The organism is Actinoallomurus purpureus, assembly GCF_024055795.1.
Classification (GTDB): Bacteria; Actinomycetota; Actinomycetes; order Streptosporangiales; family Streptosporangiaceae; genus Actinoallomurus; species Actinoallomurus purpureus.
Genome location: NZ_JAMXMY010000046.1, coordinates 1 through 17167, shown reverse-complemented (window position 1 = coordinate 17167; position 17167 = coordinate 1). Strand labels below are relative to the sequence as shown.

Here is a 17167-nt window from a genome sequence, read left to right as displayed (position 1 = left end):
CCCGCGCGGCCGGTGAGCGGACCCGGATCACCTCGCAGATGGCCCGCTCGGGTGAGGCGCGCGCGCTGCGCCTGGAGCGGCTGCGGATCCTCAACCTCAAGGTCTTGGTGCCCGTCCTGCTCGGGTTCGCGGCCTGGTCCACGACCGGCGTACACCACGGCGCGGCCCGCCTGATGGGGATCGGCCCGGCCGCCACCACGGACCCGATGTGGTGGGCGCTGTGGCTGCTGGAACCGGTCCTGATCGGCGCGGTGGTCTGGATCCTCATCGCCCGCGCCCGGCTGGCCTCGGCCGGCGGGCAACTCGACACCCGCGCGGCAGGGCTGGCGATCGCCTGCCTGGGCACCTCGGTCCTGCTGAACTTCTCGGCCGCGATCCCCTCACACGCCCCGCACGGGCTGTCCGGGTTCTTCACGGTCGTCGGCGGGATGATCGCGCACGCGATCGGCCCGGCCGGCGCGGCCGCCACCGCCCACCTGATCGGCGTCGTGGACGAGTCGATCGCGGCCGCCGACCCGTGGACCGAGGCCGGGCGACCGGTGCCGCTGCTGGCCGAGATGGACCTGACGTTCGGGAGCGCTCCCGAGAGCGCGCCCCCCGCTCTGGACGACGCGCCCGAGAGCGGCGTCGAGCGTCCGGCAGTGGCCTGGCCGCTGCCGGTGGGAGACCGCACCGTCCTGCCCCTGATCGCCCGCCCGAACGCGGCCCAGACCGCGCGGCGAACCGGGTCCGACCAGGACAAACGGCAGGATTCGAAAGCGCCCCGCACGAATGGCCGCCCGCGTCCGAACAAGGGCGTTCCCGTCCCGCCCTCGGCCCGCAGGAGCACTGACGAGCCGTCGCCGAGAGCGCTGTCCGATGCCGATCTACGAGACCGCTTCCACGCGCTGATCGAGTCCGGAGAGCTGACGCCCGACGCGTCGGTCCGCCAGGTCCAGACCGCGCTTGGCGTGGGCTTCGACCGCGCCAAGCGCGTGATCGCGCTGGCCGAGGCCGACGACCACGCAACGCCCGAACTGAAGATCATCACCAACTAGAACGCGGTCCGGTCCCCCGACAGGGACCGGACCGCAACCCCAACCCAGTCCCAGCTCAACGGAACACGGAATGGAGAACACCACCATGATGGCGTCCCAGCTCACCAGCGCCAACGCGGAGACCCTGACCGGCGTCGTTGTCCCGGCCGCCGTCCAGCCGGCCGCCGCCGAGGCGACCACGGCGGTTGTGGCCGCGCCCGAGATGCCGGCGGCCTCCAGCGGCGCGAGCATGGCCGCGGGCGGCACCAGCCTGATCATCGTCCTGCTGATCGGGTTCTTCCTCTACCGGGCGGTCGAGAAGAAGAAGGCCAAGCCCAGCCACGTCGCCCTTGCCTTCACCGCGGGCGTCCTGCTGTCCGGCTCGATGGTGGGCGTGATGGCCCAGCAGACCGCCACCTCGGTCGGCGGTGGCCTGACCACGATGTTCAGCACCGTCACCGGCAGCGGCGGCCACAAGTAGGCCCGCGCATGCGGGGGGCGGGCGGCCGTGCCTGGAGCCGCCGCCCGCCCCCGCCCGGGGGTGTCTCAGGTGGCCGTCTCACCGGCCCGTCTCACCCCCCAATCCCCCCTCTTGACAGACCTCAAGGCGCGCGCGTACACGCGCGCGCGAACCCACCGATGAGACGGAGGATCCGATGCCGCTGTCCCCTGAGGAGTTGGCCCGCCGGCGGGTCGCCAACCGGGCGGCGCACTACGCCGCCAAGCAGGCCCGCGCCGGCACCCCGCTGGAGCGCGTGACGGCGGCGTGGGAGCAATGGCGCGCCCTGGTGCGTGATCTGCCCGCCGAGGCGGCCGAGCCGTGGGCCGAGGCCATCACCACCACCCTGGACGCCCACATCACCAAGCTGATCAAGCTCGTGGCCGAGGCCGAGGGAGGCCCACGATGACCGCCCCCGACCAGCAGCCGCAGGAGGTGCCGCGCCGGTACCGGACCACGCTCGTGGACCGCGTCTACTCCGGAGTCCGGACCGTGCGGGCCTGGGCCGCCGGCAAGACCCGCGCCGAGGCTGACGAGCAGGCCGAGGCCGAGGCCCGCCAGGCGTACGCCGAGGCCGAGACCGAGGCGGCGGCCGAGGAGAACGGGCCGGGCCTGGTGGCCACCCACCGCGCCCGGGTGCGCGTCGGGATGCCGGCGATGCGCGCGCGGTTCACCGACTGGGTGAGCACCCGGGCGGTGACCGACGCCGAGATGATCAAGCGGGTGACCGACGCCCTGGTGGAGGAGGCACGCACCAACACCGACGCGCGGCGGCCGACGTCGGTCACGCCGACCGAGGACCAGATCTCAAGCGCGCGCACCCGGATGAAGTGGGCGCGCATCGCCGTGGTGGTCTTCGTGGTCTGGGGCCTGCTGATGGCCGTACGTGCTCAGCCGGCGGTGATCCTGGGCCTGGCGGCGGCCGCCGTGGTCTACGCCTGGCGCCTGGGCGGCCAGGCCGCCCCCGCCCCCGAGGCGGACGCCGCACCGGCCCCCGAGACCGCCCCGCCCGCCGCGCCGGTTCCCGACGTGCCGGCAACGCCCGAGCCGGATCCCAACGCGGATGACGTGGCCGGCTACGCCACCCCGAGCCTGGACCTACTGCGCACCGCGCCCCAGGCCACGGGCGGCGAACGGGAGGCCGAGCGGATCATCCGGGCCATCACCCGAGTCCTGACCGAGTTCAAGATCGACGCCAAGGTCACCGGCTACACCCGGGGGCCGACAGTGACCCGGTATGAGATCTCTCCCGGCTCGGGCGTCAAGGTCGAGAAGATCACCGGGCTGGCCCGCAACTTCACGCTTGCGGTCAAGGCTCCGCAAGCGGTGCGGATCCTGGCCCCGATCCCGGGCAAGTCCCTGATCGGCGTCGAGGTCCCCAACCCGACCAAAGACCTGGTCAGCCTCGGTGACGTGCTGCGCTCCCCGGCCGCCACGGGTGACCCGCACCCGCTGATCGCGGGCCTGGGCAAGGACGTCGAGGGCCGCACCGTGGTGGCGAACCTGGCCAAGATGCCGCACATCCTCATCGGTGGTGCGACCGGTGCCGGCAAGTCCACGTGCGTCAACGGGCTGATCTGCTCGATCTTGATTCGCGCCACTCCGCAGCAGGTCCGGATGATCCTCATCGACCCCAAGCGGGTCGAGCTGGCCCCCTACGCGGGCATCCCGCACCTGCTGGTCCCGATCATCACCAACGCCCGCAAGGCCGCCGAGGCGCTGGAGTGGGTCACCGGCGAGATGGACCGCCGCTATGACCTGCTGGCCGCGTCCGGGGTACGCAACATCGATGAGTTCAACGAGGCGGCGGCCGCCGGCAAGGTCCGCATCGACGGCCAGGTGCTCAAGCCGCTGGAGTACCTGCTCGTCATCGTGGACGAGCTGGCGGACCTGATGATGGTCGCGCCCAAGGACGTCGAGGCGTCCGTGGTGCGCATCACCCAGCTTGCCCGCGCCGCCGGCATCCACCTGGTGCTCGCCACCCAGCGCCCGAGCGTCGATGTCGTCACCGGGCTGATCAAGGCGAACGTGCCGTCTCGGCTGGCGTTCGCCGTCTCCTCCCTGACCGACAGCCGCGTCATCATCGACCAGCCCGGGGCGGAGAAGCTGCTCGGCCAGGGCGACGCCCTGTACTGGCCCATGGGGGCATCGACCACGCTCCGCCTCCAGAACGCCTACGTCTCCGACAAGGAGATCAGCGCGATCGTCAGGCACTGCAAGCGCCAGGCCGCCCCGGCCATGGCCATGGCCGACGACGCCGCACCGGACCCGGCCGGGCCCGAGGTCCCCGACGACGACGCCGTGATCGTCGCTGACGACGCGCCGGCGGCCTCGGCCGCCGTGGTGAACGACGCCGACGACGCCGCACCGGCCCGCCCCGCCGCCGAGGCGGAGGAGGAGGTGCCTGTGGCCGACCAGCTCATCACCGCCCTGGAGGCCGCCGGCGGCGGCCCGCTCGGCTGGCAGCCGCTCGCCGAGGCGACCGGGCAAAGCCGCCCGAGCGTGTACCGGCACATGGCCCGGCTCGTCAAAGCCGGCCACGTCCACCCGGCCGAGAGCGGCGGCTGGCAGCTGCCCGACGACGGCCAGGACGCCGCCGGCGGCGGCGGCCCGGCCGCCTGACCGACCACCACCACCCACCAACCGCGGGGGCCTGATGCGGCCCCCGCCTCACGAAGGGAAACCCGATGTCCGACCAGTCCACCTCCGCCCTGGCCCTGCTCGACCTGGAGGACTCCGCCATCACCGAGACCATCCAGCAGCTTGCCGGCGAGAGCTTCACCGTCGCCGATCTGATGTCGGCGCTGTGGGTCTTCACCGCCGCCGCCGTCCCCGACCGGTTGGAGGACCTGCCCGCCGAAACGATCGAGATCCGGCGCTCGCACCTGGCCGTCCTGGTCGCCCTGGTCGACGCCGTCCGCGCCTGTCTCGCCACGATGTTCCGGGCCATCGACCTGGAGGGCCGGATCCCCGACGCCGACATGCTCGACCCCGTCCACGACGGCCTGGCCGCCGCCGGCGAAGGGCTCGCCGAGATCGTCAGCGTCCTACACAACCCCCGCGACTGAGGCGGGCTCCGGGCGTGTTGCAGCACATCCCGGAGCCCTTGATCCCCGCCCTGACTCGACCAAGGAAAGGACCCAGATCATCATGCACGACGTCCGGATCACGACGTTCGGCTACCTCCACAACGCCGGACTGTGGGGCCGCCTGTGGGCCCTGCTCACCGGGCGTGGCGGCACGCCCCCGCCCGCCCACATCACGCTCGACCTGCGGAAGCACTTCAAGGACCCGCACATCAACCCGGCCCTTCGCCCGCTGACCGCCCACGATGAGGCGGTCCGCGCGGCCGTTCTGATCACCCCGGGCATCAAGGAACTGATCGACGCCACCACCGCCGCCGTGCTGGCCTACCTGGCCGGCCCCAGCGCCGGACCGGTCACGGTGGCGATCGGCTGTGCCGGCGGACGCCACCGCGCCGCCGCATTCGGCATGCAGCTTTCCGAGGCCCTGACGCTCCTCTGGAGCGTGCCCGTCACCCTCACCCACCGCGATCTCGACAAGGCCGTGGTGGACCGCTGAGCCACCACCAGGACCAGCCCGAGGGGGTGAGGCCCGTCCGATAGCGCGCGGGCTCCTGGGGCGTGTTGCAGCACGTCCCCGGAGCCCTTGATCACCCGCCTGACTCGACCAGGAAGGACATCAAGATCATGATGCCGAGGAACGACAAGACCGGCGAATGGGAGACCTACGGCGGCACCGTCAGCAGCGGCGGCGGCCAGGTCAAGACCAGCGAGCTGAGCAAGGGCGGCGGCAAGTGAGCGCCCCGGCCGGCGTCATCTGGCGGAAGGGCTTGCGGTCGATGGCGAACGGCGCGTGCGTCGAGGTCGCCAAGCTGCCCATCGACTCGACGGAGATCACCGAGGCCGAGCGGGACATGCTCGCGGTCGCCACGGCGGTCGGAGTGACGCGGTGATCCTCCACACCGGCGGCAAGGTCACGTGCGGCACCTGTCACGCCACGTTCACCTCTGACGCCGACTACCGACGCCATCCCTGCAAGGGCTGACCTGTGAGGGGGCCGCCATGGCGGCCCCCTCACCTACGAAGGAAGTCGATCGAGATGACCGAGACTCCCATCGCGGCCGAGCTGGCCGCCGTGCGGGCCGAGCTGCCGCGCGTGGACGCCAAATGCAGCACCCTTACCGGCCTGGCGATGGCCGGCCTGGCGTTCGTCGCGACCCAGGTCACCCACGGGCCGAGCGTGGTCCGCGCCTTGATGGGCGCGGCCGGCGTCGTGCTGGCCGCCGCGACGCTCGCCCTGCTGGCCGTCATCAAGCCGCGGTTCGGCCGCACCGGGTTCCGGCTGTACGCCCGGCTCAGCCCGGACATCCTGCGGGAGGTGCTGGCCGATCAGGCCGCCGCCGTGAGCCTCCAAGAACGTGACCTGATCACGCTCTCCCAGATCGTCCACCGCAAGTACCTGGGCCTTTGGGCGGCCGTCGCCCTGACCGCCGTCGCGGTCGTGCTGGCGGCGGCCGCAATCGTCACCGGTGCGTTCGCGTAGTCCCTCGGCCCCCGCGCCACGGTCCGTGGCGCGGGGGCCGAATCATGCGCGATCCGTTGACGTTCGGGAGACAATGGCGGCCGGAACGCAGGCCGAAGAGGGAGGTAGCGGTGGCGCGTCAGCGGCACGACATGACGGGGATCCGCTGGTTCCTGCTGGCGGTGGGCACGCTCGCCCTCGTCGCGGGGGAACTGGTGACCTCGGATTTGACCCTGCGGTTCACGTGGGGCATGGCGTACGGGTACGGCGTGATCATCCTCGGCATCGCCGAGTGGATCATCGCCCGCACCCGGAACCACCCGCAGGTGCGTGAGGCCAACGCCCCTCTGGGCATCGATAAGTAGCCGATCGCCAGCATTGTGCTGGCGGGAGCGGTGATCCCCTAAGGTCAAGTGGCCAGCGGGGGATCACCGGAGGATTGCCAGATGTTGAGTCACACGGCGGCGGAACTGATCGCAGCAGCGAACAACGGTCCCGACACCAAGGGCCTGGCGACGTGGCTACAGAACATCTTCGGGCCGCTTTTCTTGAGCATTGTCGGGATCGTGGCCCTGTTCTTCCTGTTCACGCGCGAGATCACGCGGTTCATCCAGTTCCTCGTTCTCGCGATCGTGATCGCGGTGGTCTTCTACTTCCCCGAGAGCATCGTGAGCATCGCGAACGGCGTGGCGACCGCCCTGGGCTTCAAGAAGAGCAGCTAGGCCCGCGCGTTCAGCCAGATCAGGACGCCCACGGTGATCGTGGCGGCCACCAGTAGGACCGTGTCCAGACGCCGCAGCATCGCGGCCAGGAGGAGAACGGGCGTGCTCGGCCCGACCCGCACCCGGTAGGTGTCGCGACCACGACCCCGGCCTCGGCGGCCGCCGAGGCGGCCCCCGCCCCGCCCCAGGAACGGAATGCCGGCCAGACCCACGGCCAGGATCGCCGCGATCGAGATCCACCCCCACACGTCACCCACGCCCCACATCATCGCCGGACACGGCCGGTGGGGGAGTGGTGCCGGCACCCGTCGCACGCCCTTTCGCGGGGGAGGCACCGCCAGTCGGGGGGGCGGATGGAAGGGAAGAGGGTTACGGGGAGTGGAGCAAGAAGAAGATCGAAATCACACAGGACGGTGAGCGAACCGCGGGTAAACTCCCCGGAGTCGCCTTCGGCGACTCCGGGGTAAACGCGCGTGTCGGCTCCCTGCCCATGATCAGGTCGAGTGTGATCACCCACCGTGACCGGAGGCCGCCGCCCCTCCGCCGAGCTGCCCGCCGCTCTCAGTCGCGCCGGCGACGTCGCCGGCGGTGGGCGTACGGGTCGGTCGGGTCGTAGGCCGCCGAGGGCGGCGGGGCGCTCGGGGTGCCGTAGTCGCGGACGATCTCCTCCACCTGAGGGATCACCGGCGCCGGCTCGGCCGGGGCGGCCCCCGGGTTCGGGTCGGCCTGGCGGTCGTCCGGGCGGGCCGGTGGTGCCGGTGGGGCGGCGGAGCGCTGAGAGGCCCGTGGAGGGTACAGAGGCTCAGCGCGGGGGTCATCGGCCGGGATCGGCAGCCATGGAGCCTGTACGGGCCTCCAGAGGCCGCCCAGCCACGTAAGCGCCCGGCCGGGGATCGGCGCGACGCCCATCGCCCGATGCCAGTCGTCAGCGATGTCGAAGGACATCTTCGCGCCCGAGCCGGACAGCGGCCCGAACGTGATCCGGTCCACGAGCTGATCCCTGACCGCGCCCGGAACGGCGTCGGCGGCGTCGGGGCGCTGGGTGAGCACCCACAGCAGGACGTTGGCCTCCAGGGCTTGCCTGGCCAGCGTGTTCAGGGTGTCGGCCAGGTCCGGGCAGGCGAACAAGATCTGTTGGATCTCGTCCAGGATCGCCACGGCGCGCGGGTGGTCCGGGCGGTGGTCGGACTGGCCGGACCGCCAGGCCAGGATCTCGGCGTAGCGGCGGGCCACCGTTGGCGCGATGTCCTCGGCCAGGACCGCGCGCCATTCCTCGGGGCTGTGGGCGATGGCGTGGACGCCCTGGCGGCCGATCAGGGGCGCGAGAGAGCCGCTGCCCTTGCCGTCCAGGCCCCACATGCCGCCGGGGAAAACGCCGTGCGTGAGGCCATCGACCACCCACGCGCGCACGCCGCTGGACTTGCCATGCTGGGTGGCCCCCACGATCAGCGCGTGCGCCTTGGGGCGGTACAGCGCGACGGGAACGCCGCCGATCACGGCGTCGGCCACGTCCGGTGTGGTCTGCCCGGCCACGATGGCCTCCCGCTGGTCCCAGTTGCGGGCGGCCAGCCGGTGCGGGAGCGACGGCACCCGCTCGATCTCCAGCCGGGTCTCGACGTGGTTGAAGGTGCTCAGGTAGTCGGGGCGGGCGATGGCCTCGGCCGGGGTGCGCGGCGGCGGCCCGCACAGGTCCCACATCGCCCGCTCCACGAGCTCGTCACGCCGGCCCGGCCGGTGCGCGGCCCAATCCACCGGATACCTGATGTGGATCTGGTCGAGATGGCGGCCCGACCACAGCGCCCGGCCCACCTCGACCTCTTCGTCGCCGGCGACGGCGGCCGCGCCGATCCGGATCCGGTACAGCAGCCGCCGCCGCGCCCGCCAGGGAATCGTCAGGATCGCCAGCTCGGCCAGCGCGACCACGGCCAGGCCCACGGGCAGGACCGCGCCGGCCATCACGGCGGGGATGACGGCGGCCGCCGTGGCGTAGGCGGTCAGCCAGCGCCGCCAGGACGTCCGCGCGGCCGCGCGCCCCTCGGCCGGATCCGTACTCGAGTACCGCCGCCAGGCCCGCGCCGCGCCGAGGGTGGCCCCGATCGGCATCACGACGGCGGCCGCGCCGGCGGTGACCGGTGAGGGCATCCCGCGGGCCACCCACACGGTGGCGGCCGCGACTACCGCGGCGGCCCAGGCCCAGTGTGCGCCGTCCTGGAACGCGTAGACGGCCTCTCGCCACCAGGCGGACCGCTCGGCCCGGGTGGCGAGCAGGACGGCGGCCCTCACGCCGCGTTCCCCCGCGCGAGCAGCTCGGCGGCCGCCACGCCGGCGATGTCGTAGGCGGCCCGTTCGTGGTCGCGTTCGCCCTTCCTGGCTTCGTTCGGCCCCCACGAGGCGGGGCGGCCGCCGGTGTGGCCCTTGGTCGGCCACAGCTCGGGCGGGTAGTTCTCGGTCACAGGCCGAGCCCGCACCAGCCGATTGCGCTCGTCTCGGTCGTAGTGGGCCTTGCCGTGCGCGTCCGGGCGGACCAGCACCAGGCCCGCGTCATAGCCGAGCAGGCCGGCCACGATCTGACGGGGAACGAGCCAGTCAGCCAGCGCGATCCGCCCGCCGCCCGGGGGCAGGACCACCTCACACGCGAGGTACACGCGGCCGCCGCCGGCGGCCTGGTGCTGCTCGATGGTGGCGTCAATCGTGTCGATCAGCCTGGCCATGTACCGCGCCCACGCCCGAAGATCGTGGACGTTGTCGGCGGCCGCCGGCGACGGGCGGCCCTGCTCGTCCACCGGGCCGATCGTCCACCCATGCACCGCCACCGCTCCGACTCTCACCACGCCGGCGGTCCACCGCCGGCCCGGATCGACACCCAGCACCGCCATGTCGCTCACTGCTCTACCGCCCCGCCTTTCGGTCGTGCCTCATTGTCGCCACTGCTGGCCGACAATGGGCCCGATGGACGATCACGACGCCCCGCCGGCGGGCCTGTTCGGCACGCTGCTTGATCTGTCGTTCGATGCCCTGATCACCCCCCGGCTACTGCGGATGCTCTACACGCTGGCAATGACCTGCATCTCCGGCATCGCCGCGGTGGTCTTCTGGTTCGGCTGGAGCATCACCGGGGCCGGATGGTGGTCGGAGTTGGGATGGGTGCTGGTGGTCGGCACGCCGCCGCTGTGGCTGGCCGCCCTGGTCCTGGTGCGCGTGGTCGCCGAGTACCTGATCGTCCAGCACAAGATCAGCACCGACCTGACGATCATCCGGAAGGCTCTGACCAGCGGGCGGGACCAGACATGACCAGCGATTCCGACAACGCCGGCGGGCTGCCTCCGATGGTGCCGTTCGATGAGTGGGCGGCCACGCAGGACCAGGCCGCGCCCGTCGACGAGCCGGCGGCCGCCCAGGTCCCCCGGTCCTCAGGCCGTACGACCGCCATGGCGTGCGCGGCCGCCTGGGCGATCCTGCCCGGCCTGGTGATGCTCATCAGCGCGGCCATGACCGCCAGTTCGGCCCGCACGCACTACCTCCAGGCGCACGCCGCCGACGTCGGCCCGATCCAGGCCCCGCCGTACCTGCTGTGGCTGCTGACGATCGGCGTCACGTGCTTGGCGGTGTGCACCGTCGCCGAGCTGGCGCACGCCGCCAAGCTCGGCAAGGAGTACCCGCCGCTCGGCCCGTGGGCGCGCATCCCGGCCGCGCCGGCGCTCCGCGTCGTCCGCCGGGCATTCGCGGGCCTGGACCGCAAGCTCGGTGCCGGCGGTGGCTGCCTCGGCGTGATCGCCCTGGCCGTGCTCGGCCCGGCGTTCGTGCTGACCTGGTGGGCGGTCACCGCGGCGGCCGCGCCGCTGTGGGTGCTGGCCGTGGGGGCCGCGACCCTGGCCCACCTGACGACCGTGATCTAGTGCGGCATCGGTGGATCCCACACCGTGACGTCGAACTTGATGATGGGATCACTGCTGGTCTGGGTGGCGTCCTTCGTGATCAGGCGGGCGATGCGCCCCTGCGAGGTGATGACGCACAGCACGTCACCGGCCCCCAGGCGCTCGGTGTGGTCGGCCCCGTTCGCGGCCGCCGTGTCCCGACACTGCCGGTACCCGGGCGTCCCCGTCGTCACCGCGATCTGAACCCCCGAGCCCACGGCCTTGATCGTCGTCTCCAGCCAGTGCCCCGTCAGGTCGGCGTCTTGCGGATACGTCCGCGGCGGAACGCTGTCGAGATCACGATCGGCGTCCGGGCCGCTGACGGTCACCGGCCCATGCCACCGAACGACGGGCGTTGTCGGCGTCGGAGACGCCCCACCGGTCGGGGGTGGAGTCGATGCGGCCGGCGGCGGGACTTGCGGCGGATTCGTGGCCGGCGGCACGGCGGCCGCGCCGCTCGTACGTGAGGGCGACGGCGACGGCGACGGCGCGGGTTTCCCGCCGCCCGCGGTTCCGACCGCGATGGCCAGGCCCACGATCAGGACCGCACCGCCGGCCAGGGCCGCGATCCGTAGCTGCCGGGTTGAGATGGTTCCGTTGCGCTCGGGAGGTGGGGTCACGGTCACGGGCAAGGACCCTAAGCCCCAGACGATCAGACGTCTGATCGCCTATCTTGCTCCCCCCACCAGGGCGGACGCGCCTCTCGGCGTGCCAGCGTGCCAGCACGCTGGCACGCCCGGCATGACCGCCCGCCGAGTGGGCGTCCCTCTCCCGAACGTGGCCCCAGCCGCCGAGTGGTTCCACCGCAAGCTTCCGTGCGAGCAGTGCCATGCGTGCGGCCAGGGTTTTGGTGGTCATGGCGTCCACCGTGGCGGCCGCCGGGGGGCGGGCGGCAGGGGCTTCACCGGTTCTGTGGATAACTCCGCGCGGCCCGCCAAGATCGCTAAGAGTGGCTGATAAGGGTGATTATCAACCACTGATCATGACGCCCAAGCGTCACCGCGTGACGTCGGTCGGACGGGCGTGCCAGCACGCTGGCACGCTCACGCGTCGTCGGCGGGGTGGGCCTCCAGCCAGTCGGCAACGGCCTGGGCCACGGCCTCCCGTACCTCGATCTCAAGGCCCGCGCATCGGGCCTTGAGACTCCGCCGCAACGGGGCGGGCAGGTAGGTGGAGAAGTTCACCCACTGCTCGGCATCGGCGTTGCCGGCGGCCTTGTTCGGCGTGCCAGCGTGCTGGCGTGCTGGCGTGTTGCCCGAGGTAGCGATGTCCTCGACATGGGCGGACAGGGGGGAGGTGCCCCCCGGGCGGCTACGGGGGATGCGTGCGGCGGTCACCGGGCACCAGCCTTGCCGGCGGCGGTGAGCGCGGTCACGAGCCTCTTGGCGAGCTCGTCATAGATGCCGGCCATCTCCGCGGCCCGGGGGTGGCCGAGCTGGCGGAGCGGTACGCCGGCGTCGGCGGCGTCCTTGATCTGGGCCTGCTCGGGGATGTGCGGGCTCCACACGCGGTCAGCGCCGAACAGGTCGGGCAGGCCGCCGATCTGGTAGGCGTGCGCGCCGACGTTCGCGCGCGTCCGCGACACCACGAACCCGATCAAGGACAGCGCCGGGTTGCCGAGGTCACCCCCGCGGCCGGTGATGAAGTCGCGGTAGCGGACCGCGCCCTCCACCGAGTCGTACTCCGGTTCGACGGTGCAGACGGCCACGTCCCCGGCCGCCAGGGCCATCTGAGTGAGGTGGCCGAGGCTGGGCGGACAGTCCAGCAGGGTCACGTCGTGGGCGTCGTCCACGCCCTCCAGGGCCTTGCGGAGCCGCGTTCCCGCGCCGACCACCCCGGCCTCACTGATCCGGTTCTCCAGGTCGAACCTTGCCGGCACCAGGTCGATGCCGTCGCCGATCTCGCCGTCCCAGCCGCACCGGTAGACCGCGTCCGCCGCCACCCCCACGGCGTCGGCCTTGATCGCCTCGGACACGGTCGGCACCGGGTTGGCCGGGTCGAAGCGCCATGCCAGCCGGCGCGATGCGTTCGCCTGGGGGTCCAGATCCACCACCAGGACGCGTTTGCCGGCGGCCGCCAGTGCGGCCGCCGTGTTCACCACGTAGGCGGTCTTGCCGCTTCCGCCCTTGTGGTTGCCGATCACCACTCTGGTTCCCATGACCTGGGAGTTTGCCAGCCTGCCAGCGTGCTGGCGTGCCAACACGCTGGCAGGCCCGGCCGCCGAGGGGGTCTCAGCCGGTTCGTGCGCGCGTGTACGCGCGCGCCTCGGGCCTGTCAAGAGGCCCTGAGAGGGGTGAGACGCCCGGGTGAGACACCCACCGTGAGACGCGCCGGCCCCCCGCCCTCACAGGGCGTCAAGGACCGGCGAGACGACGTCGTTCAGCGCGCCCACCAGCGCCCCGACCGCCACGGCGGCGGTGTGGGCCAGGTCGGGAGCGTCGGGAGCGTCGGGGATGTCGGGCAGGGAGGCGGCCAGCGGAAACGCCATCTCCGTGGTGGTCAGCAGGTACCCACCAGAGGCGGCCCGGCCGATCTGCTCTTCGTACGGCTCGACCGGTACGTACTCGCTGCCGGACAGCTCACGCGGCCAGCCCTGCCAGCCGCGCAGCCGGGCCAGGGCCGCCGGCGGCGGGGTGGCCAAGGTGACCGAGGCCAGCAGGGAGCCGTCCCACTGGCTGCGGTAGACGTGAGCGCCCTTGATCAGATGGTGGTACCGGACGTAGCCGGGGGCCATCACCGGTGGCGTCGCGGCCATCCACGCCAGGTGGGCGAACTCGTGGCGCTGGTCGGCGGCGTCTTGCAGGTCCCAGGCGTAGGAGTTGGACGCGGCCGCGTCCCGGACGTAGGCACCGAACCGGCTTTCGCCGTCGCTGGCGTGTGCCTGGTCGTAGTCGCGGCCGATCTGGAACGGCAGGATCGCGCTGGTCACGCTCACTTGATCTGTCCTTTCTCGCTGATGGTAAGGGCGTTCTCGGCGGCCGCGCACGCCTCGGTGAGCGGTGCCGGCACCGGCCCGGAGTGCCGCCGTACGGCCTCGACCACGCCCCGCACGGCGGCCGCCAGGTCATCAATCGGCCCGTCACCAGACACGGCCCCCCACTGTTCGCCGAGGCCGGCGGCGGCCCGCCCAACGTCGTCGCCGAGGTCGGCGGCCGTCTCCAGTAGCGCGGTCACCAGGTCCTCAACTGCCTCGAACACCGCATCCCGATCGACCTCGCCGAGGCCGGCCGGGCGGCCCTGGGCGACGTCGGCGGCCTCGGAGATGTGTACGTCCTCCAGCTCGGGGACGTACGGCAGCACAATCGCCACCGGGCGGTTGTAGTGCTCGATCACGACGCGGCCGCCGAGGCGGACGAGTTCGAGGACGTCGCGCCACTGCTGGCGGGCCTCGGCGCTCTTCATGCGTTGAACTGTCACGCCTCCAATGTCGTACAACTCGTACGACATTTCAAGCGGTTCGGCGAATCTCGTCGCCGAGCTCGGCGACGCAGCGACCTGCAATGGCGGCCGAGAATTGTACGAGTCGTACGACTTTCCCAGGTCACGGGAACCCGTGTTCCCGAAAGTTGATCTTGAAATCGGCGGCGTCTCGCTGGCGATGATTGAGAGCGTGCCAGCGTGCTGGCACGCCGAAGGGTCCGAGTCGGCGGATCGACCCGGACCCTTGTCTTTACATTGTAAAGCCGCTGGCCTGGCTACGCAGGAACGCCCTCGGCGATCCGATCCACCCAGCAGCCGGCGCACTGGCCATCGGCCCGCCGTGGCGCTCCCGGGTGGTCCGGGCAGGGCCTCGGCGCGGCGGTCCTGGCCGCACGTGGGCCGCCGTCGCCGGCGGGCTCGGCCTCGGCACAGTGGGCGCACGGCTGGCCGGTGTCGAGCCGTACGTGGTCCTCACACCGAAGGTCGGGGCAGTCATAGCCACGGCGCACGACGGTGATCGCCACGGCGGTGGCGTCGGTGACCTCATCGACCCGGTACCGCCAGGGCTCGGCCCGCCGCTCGATCCGCTCGGCCAACTCGATCTCGGACCGGTGCCCCAACTCAGCGGCCAGGGACTCCAGCACCCGCCGCGACCCGTGCTCAGGCACCCGCTGACGCAACGACTCGGGCAGCACCCGGAACAGGCGGACCGCCGCCGCTGGCACAGACGCGCCCCGCGCCGGCGGCCGCCCCGAATCCGAGCGAGAGTTTTTGGACTCCGCGGCGTCAGCCGCCACGCCCGGCCCCTTAGGTACAGGTACCTCGCCTACGGCGGGAGGCGGTGGTTCTTCGGAAGGTGCGACGGGAGGGTGATCAAAGGAAGGTTGGGTGTCTTCAAGAGACCCCTGGAGGTGTCTCAGAGACACCCCTGGAGGTGTCTCTGAGACACCCCTGGAGTCCGAACCTTGGGGTGTCTCAGAGACACCCCAGTCGCTTTCCTGCTGCTCGGCTTCGGCCTGTCGCGCTTCCTTGCGACGACGGTTCGGATTCGGCTTGCCCTTGTCAGCACGAGCCTTTTTGGGCGGTGCGTCTGGCAGATCCGGGCGTGACTCGGGAGTGATCGGGGGCAACCCCCTGTCCTCCCGCTCCTGCTGGATCTCCTTCCGCTGCGCGTCGGACCACCATGAGTAGGGGATGCAGACCTCCCACCGGGGAGGCCGCCGGTTCTTCGGGATCTTCAGGTAGCGCGCTGGCGGCGGAGTCGTGTCAGGCCTGATCAATCCCCGTGCGGCCATCGAGCGCTGACGGCGGATGATCGTGCTCTTGTCGACGTCCTTGGCGATCAGCATGTGGCTACGGATCGACCGGTAGGAGTTGCACCCGTCGCTGTCGGCGGCGTCGGCCATCGCAATCAGGATCAGACGCTCAAGCGCGTCAGCGACCGGAGCGTGCTTCATTGCCCAGATGATCGGATACGCGCTGCTACTCATCGCGCACCCCCACTCAGCAGGGCGTATGCCGGGGACGGCTGTGTTCCGTTGTGATGGTTGGGTACTCTCACCTGAGCTTGTTCTTTCTGTTCAGCAGCGGAGGAACTTGTGAGGCCGGGCGTTTGGCGCGCCCGGCTTCGTCCTTTCTGGAAGCCTTGCAGGTCAGGTCTGGGTTTGTGGCCACCGAGCGGAAGGTGCTCGGCGAAGCTGCGTAACGACCTCGACGCGGTCCCCGGGGATCACGCACACCGTGACCTCGATTGGCGACTTGGTCAGCGCTGAGACGCCGACGCGGGCCAGTTCGAGCACCGGCATTGCGAGCGGCATGTCTACCTGGCGTGCCTCATCCGGAGACGGCATGCGGGGGCGCATGTACTCCGTCCACGAGATGGGGCCGTGCCCGGCTTCCTCCAGCCGATCTAGGTACCCCCCTGGGCCGGTGTCGCGTCCGGCTACCTGCGGTGCGTCCGCTACCCCGCGCGGGTGAATCCAGGTGTCTACCAGTTGAAACGGCGGCTCTCCCGTGGGTGAGGTGACCCGACGCCGGCGCAAGATCGGCGTTCCGGGATCGACCCCCAGCAACTCGGCCGCCCGCTCCGTGATCGGTACAGTCTCGCGCTTAGGTTGACCATGCGCTTGCCACGGTTCATCAGGTCCCGACGCCGCGGGCATCACATATCCCCTGGCTGGGTCACGTGCCACAAGCGAGCCGCGTTGAAGGCGTCGCCGCGCGCCGCGTTCGCGCACGGTGATACCTCGGCGTTTCACGACCGAGATCAGTCCCTCGGCCTCCAGCATGGACAGGGCCTCGCTGATGACGCCACGTCCGACGCCGTACTCCGCGACCAGTCCGGCATACCCCGGGAGCGTGGTCCCTGGAAGCCATTCCCCTGCGGTTATGCGACGCCGCAGGTCATCGGCAATTTCTCGATACTTCGCCGCCATGCCGGACACATTACAGTACCGGGACTGTTGACGAACAGACCTCAAGCCGTCAGTATGAGTCCCGGTACAGAGACCCAACTCAGTACCGGAACTGTGCGGCTCTCGATGGTGATGCACCGAGAGCCGCGCACCGGAACCACTTAGAGGAGTGGCCCGATGCAAGCAATCATCTCTCCGCCGATCGTCGGCGTCCTTGTGGCGCGCCGTGAGGCCGCCACGCTGGAGGTGGCGGCGTGAAGATCGGTAAGACCACCGCTAAGCCGCCGGCCGACGACGTATCGGCCAAGGATCTGGTGCCCGAGCTGGCCCGCCGGCGTCACGTGGACGACGCCCACCGCACGGACGAGCTGGAGCGTGAACGCGCCGAGGCCCGCCACAAGCGGAACCGCGCGGACGTGGCCGAAGAGGCCCGCCGCGCCGAGCTGGAGCGCACGGAACGCGAAGCGCAGGCCCGCGCGACCACCGACCTGGCCCGGATGTACCGGGAGGCCCGCGCGGCCGGTGAGCGGACCCGGATCACCTCGCAGATGGCCCGCTCGGGTGAGGCGCGCGCGCTGCGCCTGGAGCGGCTGCGGATCCTCAACCTCAAGGTCTTGGTGCCCGTCCTGCTCGGGTT

22 protein-coding genes and 1 pseudogene are annotated in these 17167 nt (G+C 71.4%); 13 read left to right on the top strand and 10 right to left on the bottom strand.

Annotated elements, in window-relative coordinates; translation table 11 throughout:
• The 10 genes from NE236_RS43020 to NE236_RS42975 all read left to right on the top strand — a co-directional run.
• On the top strand, window positions 1-1037 hold a 1037-nt coding region (locus NE236_RS43020; RefSeq protein WP_252848103.1), incomplete at its 5' end, for a hypothetical protein.
• A gap of 70 nt (window positions 1038-1107) precedes the next feature.
• Entirely contained in the window at window positions 1108-1497 is a 390-nt protein-coding gene (locus NE236_RS43015) for a hypothetical protein (protein ID WP_252848102.1), read from the top strand.
• A gap of 175 nt (window positions 1498-1672) precedes the next feature.
• Entirely contained in the window at window positions 1673-1924 is a 252-nt protein-coding gene (locus tag NE236_RS43010) for a hypothetical protein (protein ID WP_252848101.1), read from the top strand.
• A complete protein-coding gene (locus NE236_RS43005) occupies window positions 1921-4137 on the top strand; it encodes a DNA translocase FtsK (protein WP_252848100.1) in 2217 nt (738 codons plus the stop codon). Before NE236_RS43010 ends, NE236_RS43005 begins: the two co-directional genes overlap by 4 nt.
• A 65-nt stretch (window positions 4138-4202) precedes the next feature.
• The gene (locus NE236_RS43000; RefSeq protein ID WP_252848099.1) at window positions 4203-4583 is read left to right on the top strand and encodes a hypothetical protein; all 381 of its coding nucleotides are present in this window, start codon (window positions 4203-4205) and stop codon (window positions 4581-4583) included.
• A gap of 82 nt (window positions 4584-4665) precedes the next feature.
• Window positions 4666-5097, top strand: coding sequence for a RapZ C-terminal domain-containing protein (locus tag NE236_RS42995; RefSeq protein ID WP_252848098.1), 432 nt, complete (start codon window positions 4666-4668; stop codon window positions 5095-5097).
• Window positions 5098-5332: 235 nt separating this feature from the next.
• Window positions 5333-5491, top strand: coding sequence for a DUF397 domain-containing protein (locus tag NE236_RS42990; protein WP_252848097.1), 159 nt, complete (start codon window positions 5333-5335; stop codon window positions 5489-5491).
• Window positions 5492-5637: 146 nt separating this feature from the next.
• Window positions 5638-6081: a Pycsar system effector family protein gene (locus tag NE236_RS42985; RefSeq protein WP_252848096.1), complete on the top strand. Its 444-nt coding sequence runs from the start codon at window positions 5638-5640 to the stop codon at window positions 6079-6081.
• A gap of 110 nt (window positions 6082-6191) precedes the next feature.
• The gene (locus NE236_RS42980; RefSeq protein ID WP_252848095.1) at window positions 6192-6425 is read left to right on the top strand and encodes a hypothetical protein; all 234 of its coding nucleotides are present in this window, start codon (window positions 6192-6194) and stop codon (window positions 6423-6425) included.
• An 81-nt stretch (window positions 6426-6506) separates the two neighbouring features.
• A complete protein-coding gene (locus NE236_RS42975; RefSeq protein ID WP_252848094.1) occupies window positions 6507-6782 on the top strand; it encodes a hypothetical protein in 276 nt (91 codons plus the stop codon).
• Here the strand turns inward: NE236_RS42975 and NE236_RS42970 are convergent.
• From NE236_RS42970 to NE236_RS42960, 3 genes are all read right to left on the bottom strand, one after another.
• Window positions 6779-7039 (bottom strand): hypothetical protein, encoded by a 261-nt coding sequence (locus NE236_RS42970; protein WP_252848093.1) that lies wholly within the window; start codon window positions 7037-7039, stop codon window positions 6779-6781. The two genes, NE236_RS42975 and NE236_RS42970, sit on opposite strands and share 4 nt — an antisense overlap.
• Before the next feature lie 304 nt (window positions 7040-7343).
• Window positions 7344-9065, bottom strand: a complete 1722-nt coding sequence (locus NE236_RS42965; RefSeq protein ID WP_252848092.1) for a hypothetical protein — start codon at window positions 9063-9065, stop codon at window positions 7344-7346.
• Complete coding sequence (locus tag NE236_RS42960; RefSeq protein WP_252848091.1) at window positions 9062-9667, bottom strand: hypothetical protein; 606 nt, start codon at window positions 9665-9667, stop codon at window positions 9062-9064. The genes NE236_RS42965 and NE236_RS42960 overlap by 4 nt, the downstream gene beginning before the upstream one ends.
• Window positions 9668-9731: 64 nt before the next feature.
• On the opposite strand from NE236_RS42960, the gene NE236_RS42955 reads away from it, so the two are divergent.
• A complete protein-coding gene (locus tag NE236_RS42955) occupies window positions 9732-10073 on the top strand; it encodes a DUF4282 domain-containing protein (protein ID WP_252848090.1) in 342 nt (113 codons plus the stop codon).
• On the top strand, window positions 10070-10678 hold the full coding sequence (locus NE236_RS42950) for a hypothetical protein (RefSeq protein WP_252848089.1): 609 nt from the start codon (window positions 10070-10072) through the stop codon (window positions 10676-10678). Before NE236_RS42955 ends, NE236_RS42950 begins: the two co-directional genes overlap by 4 nt.
• On the opposite strand, the gene NE236_RS42945 is transcribed toward NE236_RS42950, so the two are convergent.
• The 7 genes from NE236_RS42945 to NE236_RS42915 form a co-directional block, all read right to left on the bottom strand.
• Window positions 10675-11322 (bottom strand): hypothetical protein, encoded by a 648-nt coding sequence (locus NE236_RS42945; protein ID WP_252848088.1) that lies wholly within the window; start codon window positions 11320-11322, stop codon window positions 10675-10677. The genes NE236_RS42950 and NE236_RS42945 overlap by 4 nt on opposite strands.
• A 417-nt stretch (window positions 11323-11739) precedes the next feature.
• Complete coding sequence (locus tag NE236_RS42940) at window positions 11740-12033, bottom strand: hypothetical protein (RefSeq protein WP_252848087.1); 294 nt, start codon at window positions 12031-12033, stop codon at window positions 11740-11742.
• Window positions 12030-12854 (bottom strand): ParA family protein, encoded by an 825-nt coding sequence (locus tag NE236_RS42935; protein ID WP_252848086.1) that lies wholly within the window; start codon window positions 12852-12854, stop codon window positions 12030-12032. The genes NE236_RS42940 and NE236_RS42935 overlap by 4 nt, the downstream gene beginning before the upstream one ends.
• Before the next feature lie 186 nt (window positions 12855-13040).
• A complete protein-coding gene (locus NE236_RS42930) occupies window positions 13041-13631 on the bottom strand; it encodes a hypothetical protein (protein WP_252848085.1) in 591 nt (196 codons plus the stop codon).
• Window positions 13628-14098 carry a hypothetical protein gene (locus tag NE236_RS42925; RefSeq protein WP_252848084.1) on the bottom strand — a complete coding sequence of 157 codons (471 nt, stop codon included), beginning with the start codon at window positions 14096-14098 and terminating at the stop codon, window positions 13628-13630. Before NE236_RS42925 ends, NE236_RS42930 begins: the two co-directional genes overlap by 4 nt.
• Before the next feature lie 293 nt (window positions 14099-14391).
• Window positions 14392-14841, bottom strand: coding sequence for a hypothetical protein (locus NE236_RS42920; protein ID WP_252848083.1), 450 nt, complete (start codon window positions 14839-14841; stop codon window positions 14392-14394).
• A 927-nt stretch (window positions 14842-15768) separates the two neighbouring features.
• Entirely contained in the window at window positions 15769-16551 is a 783-nt protein-coding gene (locus NE236_RS42915) for a GntR family transcriptional regulator (protein WP_252848082.1), read from the bottom strand.
• 233 nt (window positions 16552-16784) lie between these two features.
• On the opposite strand from NE236_RS42915, the pseudogene NE236_RS42910 reads away from it, so the two are divergent.
• Window positions 16785-17167: pseudogene (locus NE236_RS42910) on the top strand (hypothetical protein); the annotation flags it as partial.

What these genes read in the sequence shown, in the direction of transcription:
- NE236_RS42975 (WP_252848094.1), top strand. Translation starts at nt 6,507, where the DNA reads ATGTTGAGTCACACGGCGGCGGAACTGATCGCAGCAGCGAACAACGGT.
- NE236_RS42985 (WP_252848096.1), top strand. Translation starts at nt 5,638, where the DNA reads ATGACCGAGACTCCCATCGCGGCCGAGCTGGCCGCCGTGCGGGCCGAG.
- NE236_RS43010 (WP_252848101.1), top strand. Translation starts at nt 1,673, where the DNA reads ATGCCGCTGTCCCCTGAGGAGTTGGCCCGCCGGCGGGTCGCCAACCGG.
- NE236_RS42955 (WP_252848090.1), top strand. Translation starts at nt 9,732, where the DNA reads ATGGACGATCACGACGCCCCGCCGGCGGGCCTGTTCGGCACGCTGCTT.
- NE236_RS43000 (WP_252848099.1), top strand. Translation starts at nt 4,203, where the DNA reads ATGTCCGACCAGTCCACCTCCGCCCTGGCCCTGCTCGACCTGGAGGAC.
- NE236_RS42925 (WP_252848084.1), bottom strand. Translation starts at nt 14,098, where the DNA reads ATGAAGAGCGCCGAGGCCCGCCAGCAGTGGCGCGACGTCCTCGAACTC.
- NE236_RS42995 (WP_252848098.1), top strand. Translation starts at nt 4,666, where the DNA reads ATGCACGACGTCCGGATCACGACGTTCGGCTACCTCCACAACGCCGGA.
- NE236_RS43015 (WP_252848102.1), top strand. Translation starts at nt 1,108, where the DNA reads ATGGAGAACACCACCATGATGGCGTCCCAGCTCACCAGCGCCAACGCG.
- NE236_RS42915 (WP_252848082.1), bottom strand. Translation starts at nt 16,551, where the DNA reads ATGGCGGCGAAGTATCGAGAAATTGCCGATGACCTGCGGCGTCGCATA.
- NE236_RS43005 (WP_252848100.1), top strand. Translation starts at nt 1,921, where the DNA reads ATGACCGCCCCCGACCAGCAGCCGCAGGAGGTGCCGCGCCGGTACCGG.
- NE236_RS42950 (WP_252848089.1), top strand. Translation starts at nt 10,070, where the DNA reads ATGACCAGCGATTCCGACAACGCCGGCGGGCTGCCTCCGATGGTGCCG.
- NE236_RS42935 (WP_252848086.1), bottom strand. Translation starts at nt 12,854, where the DNA reads ATGGGAACCAGAGTGGTGATCGGCAACCACAAGGGCGGAAGCGGCAAG.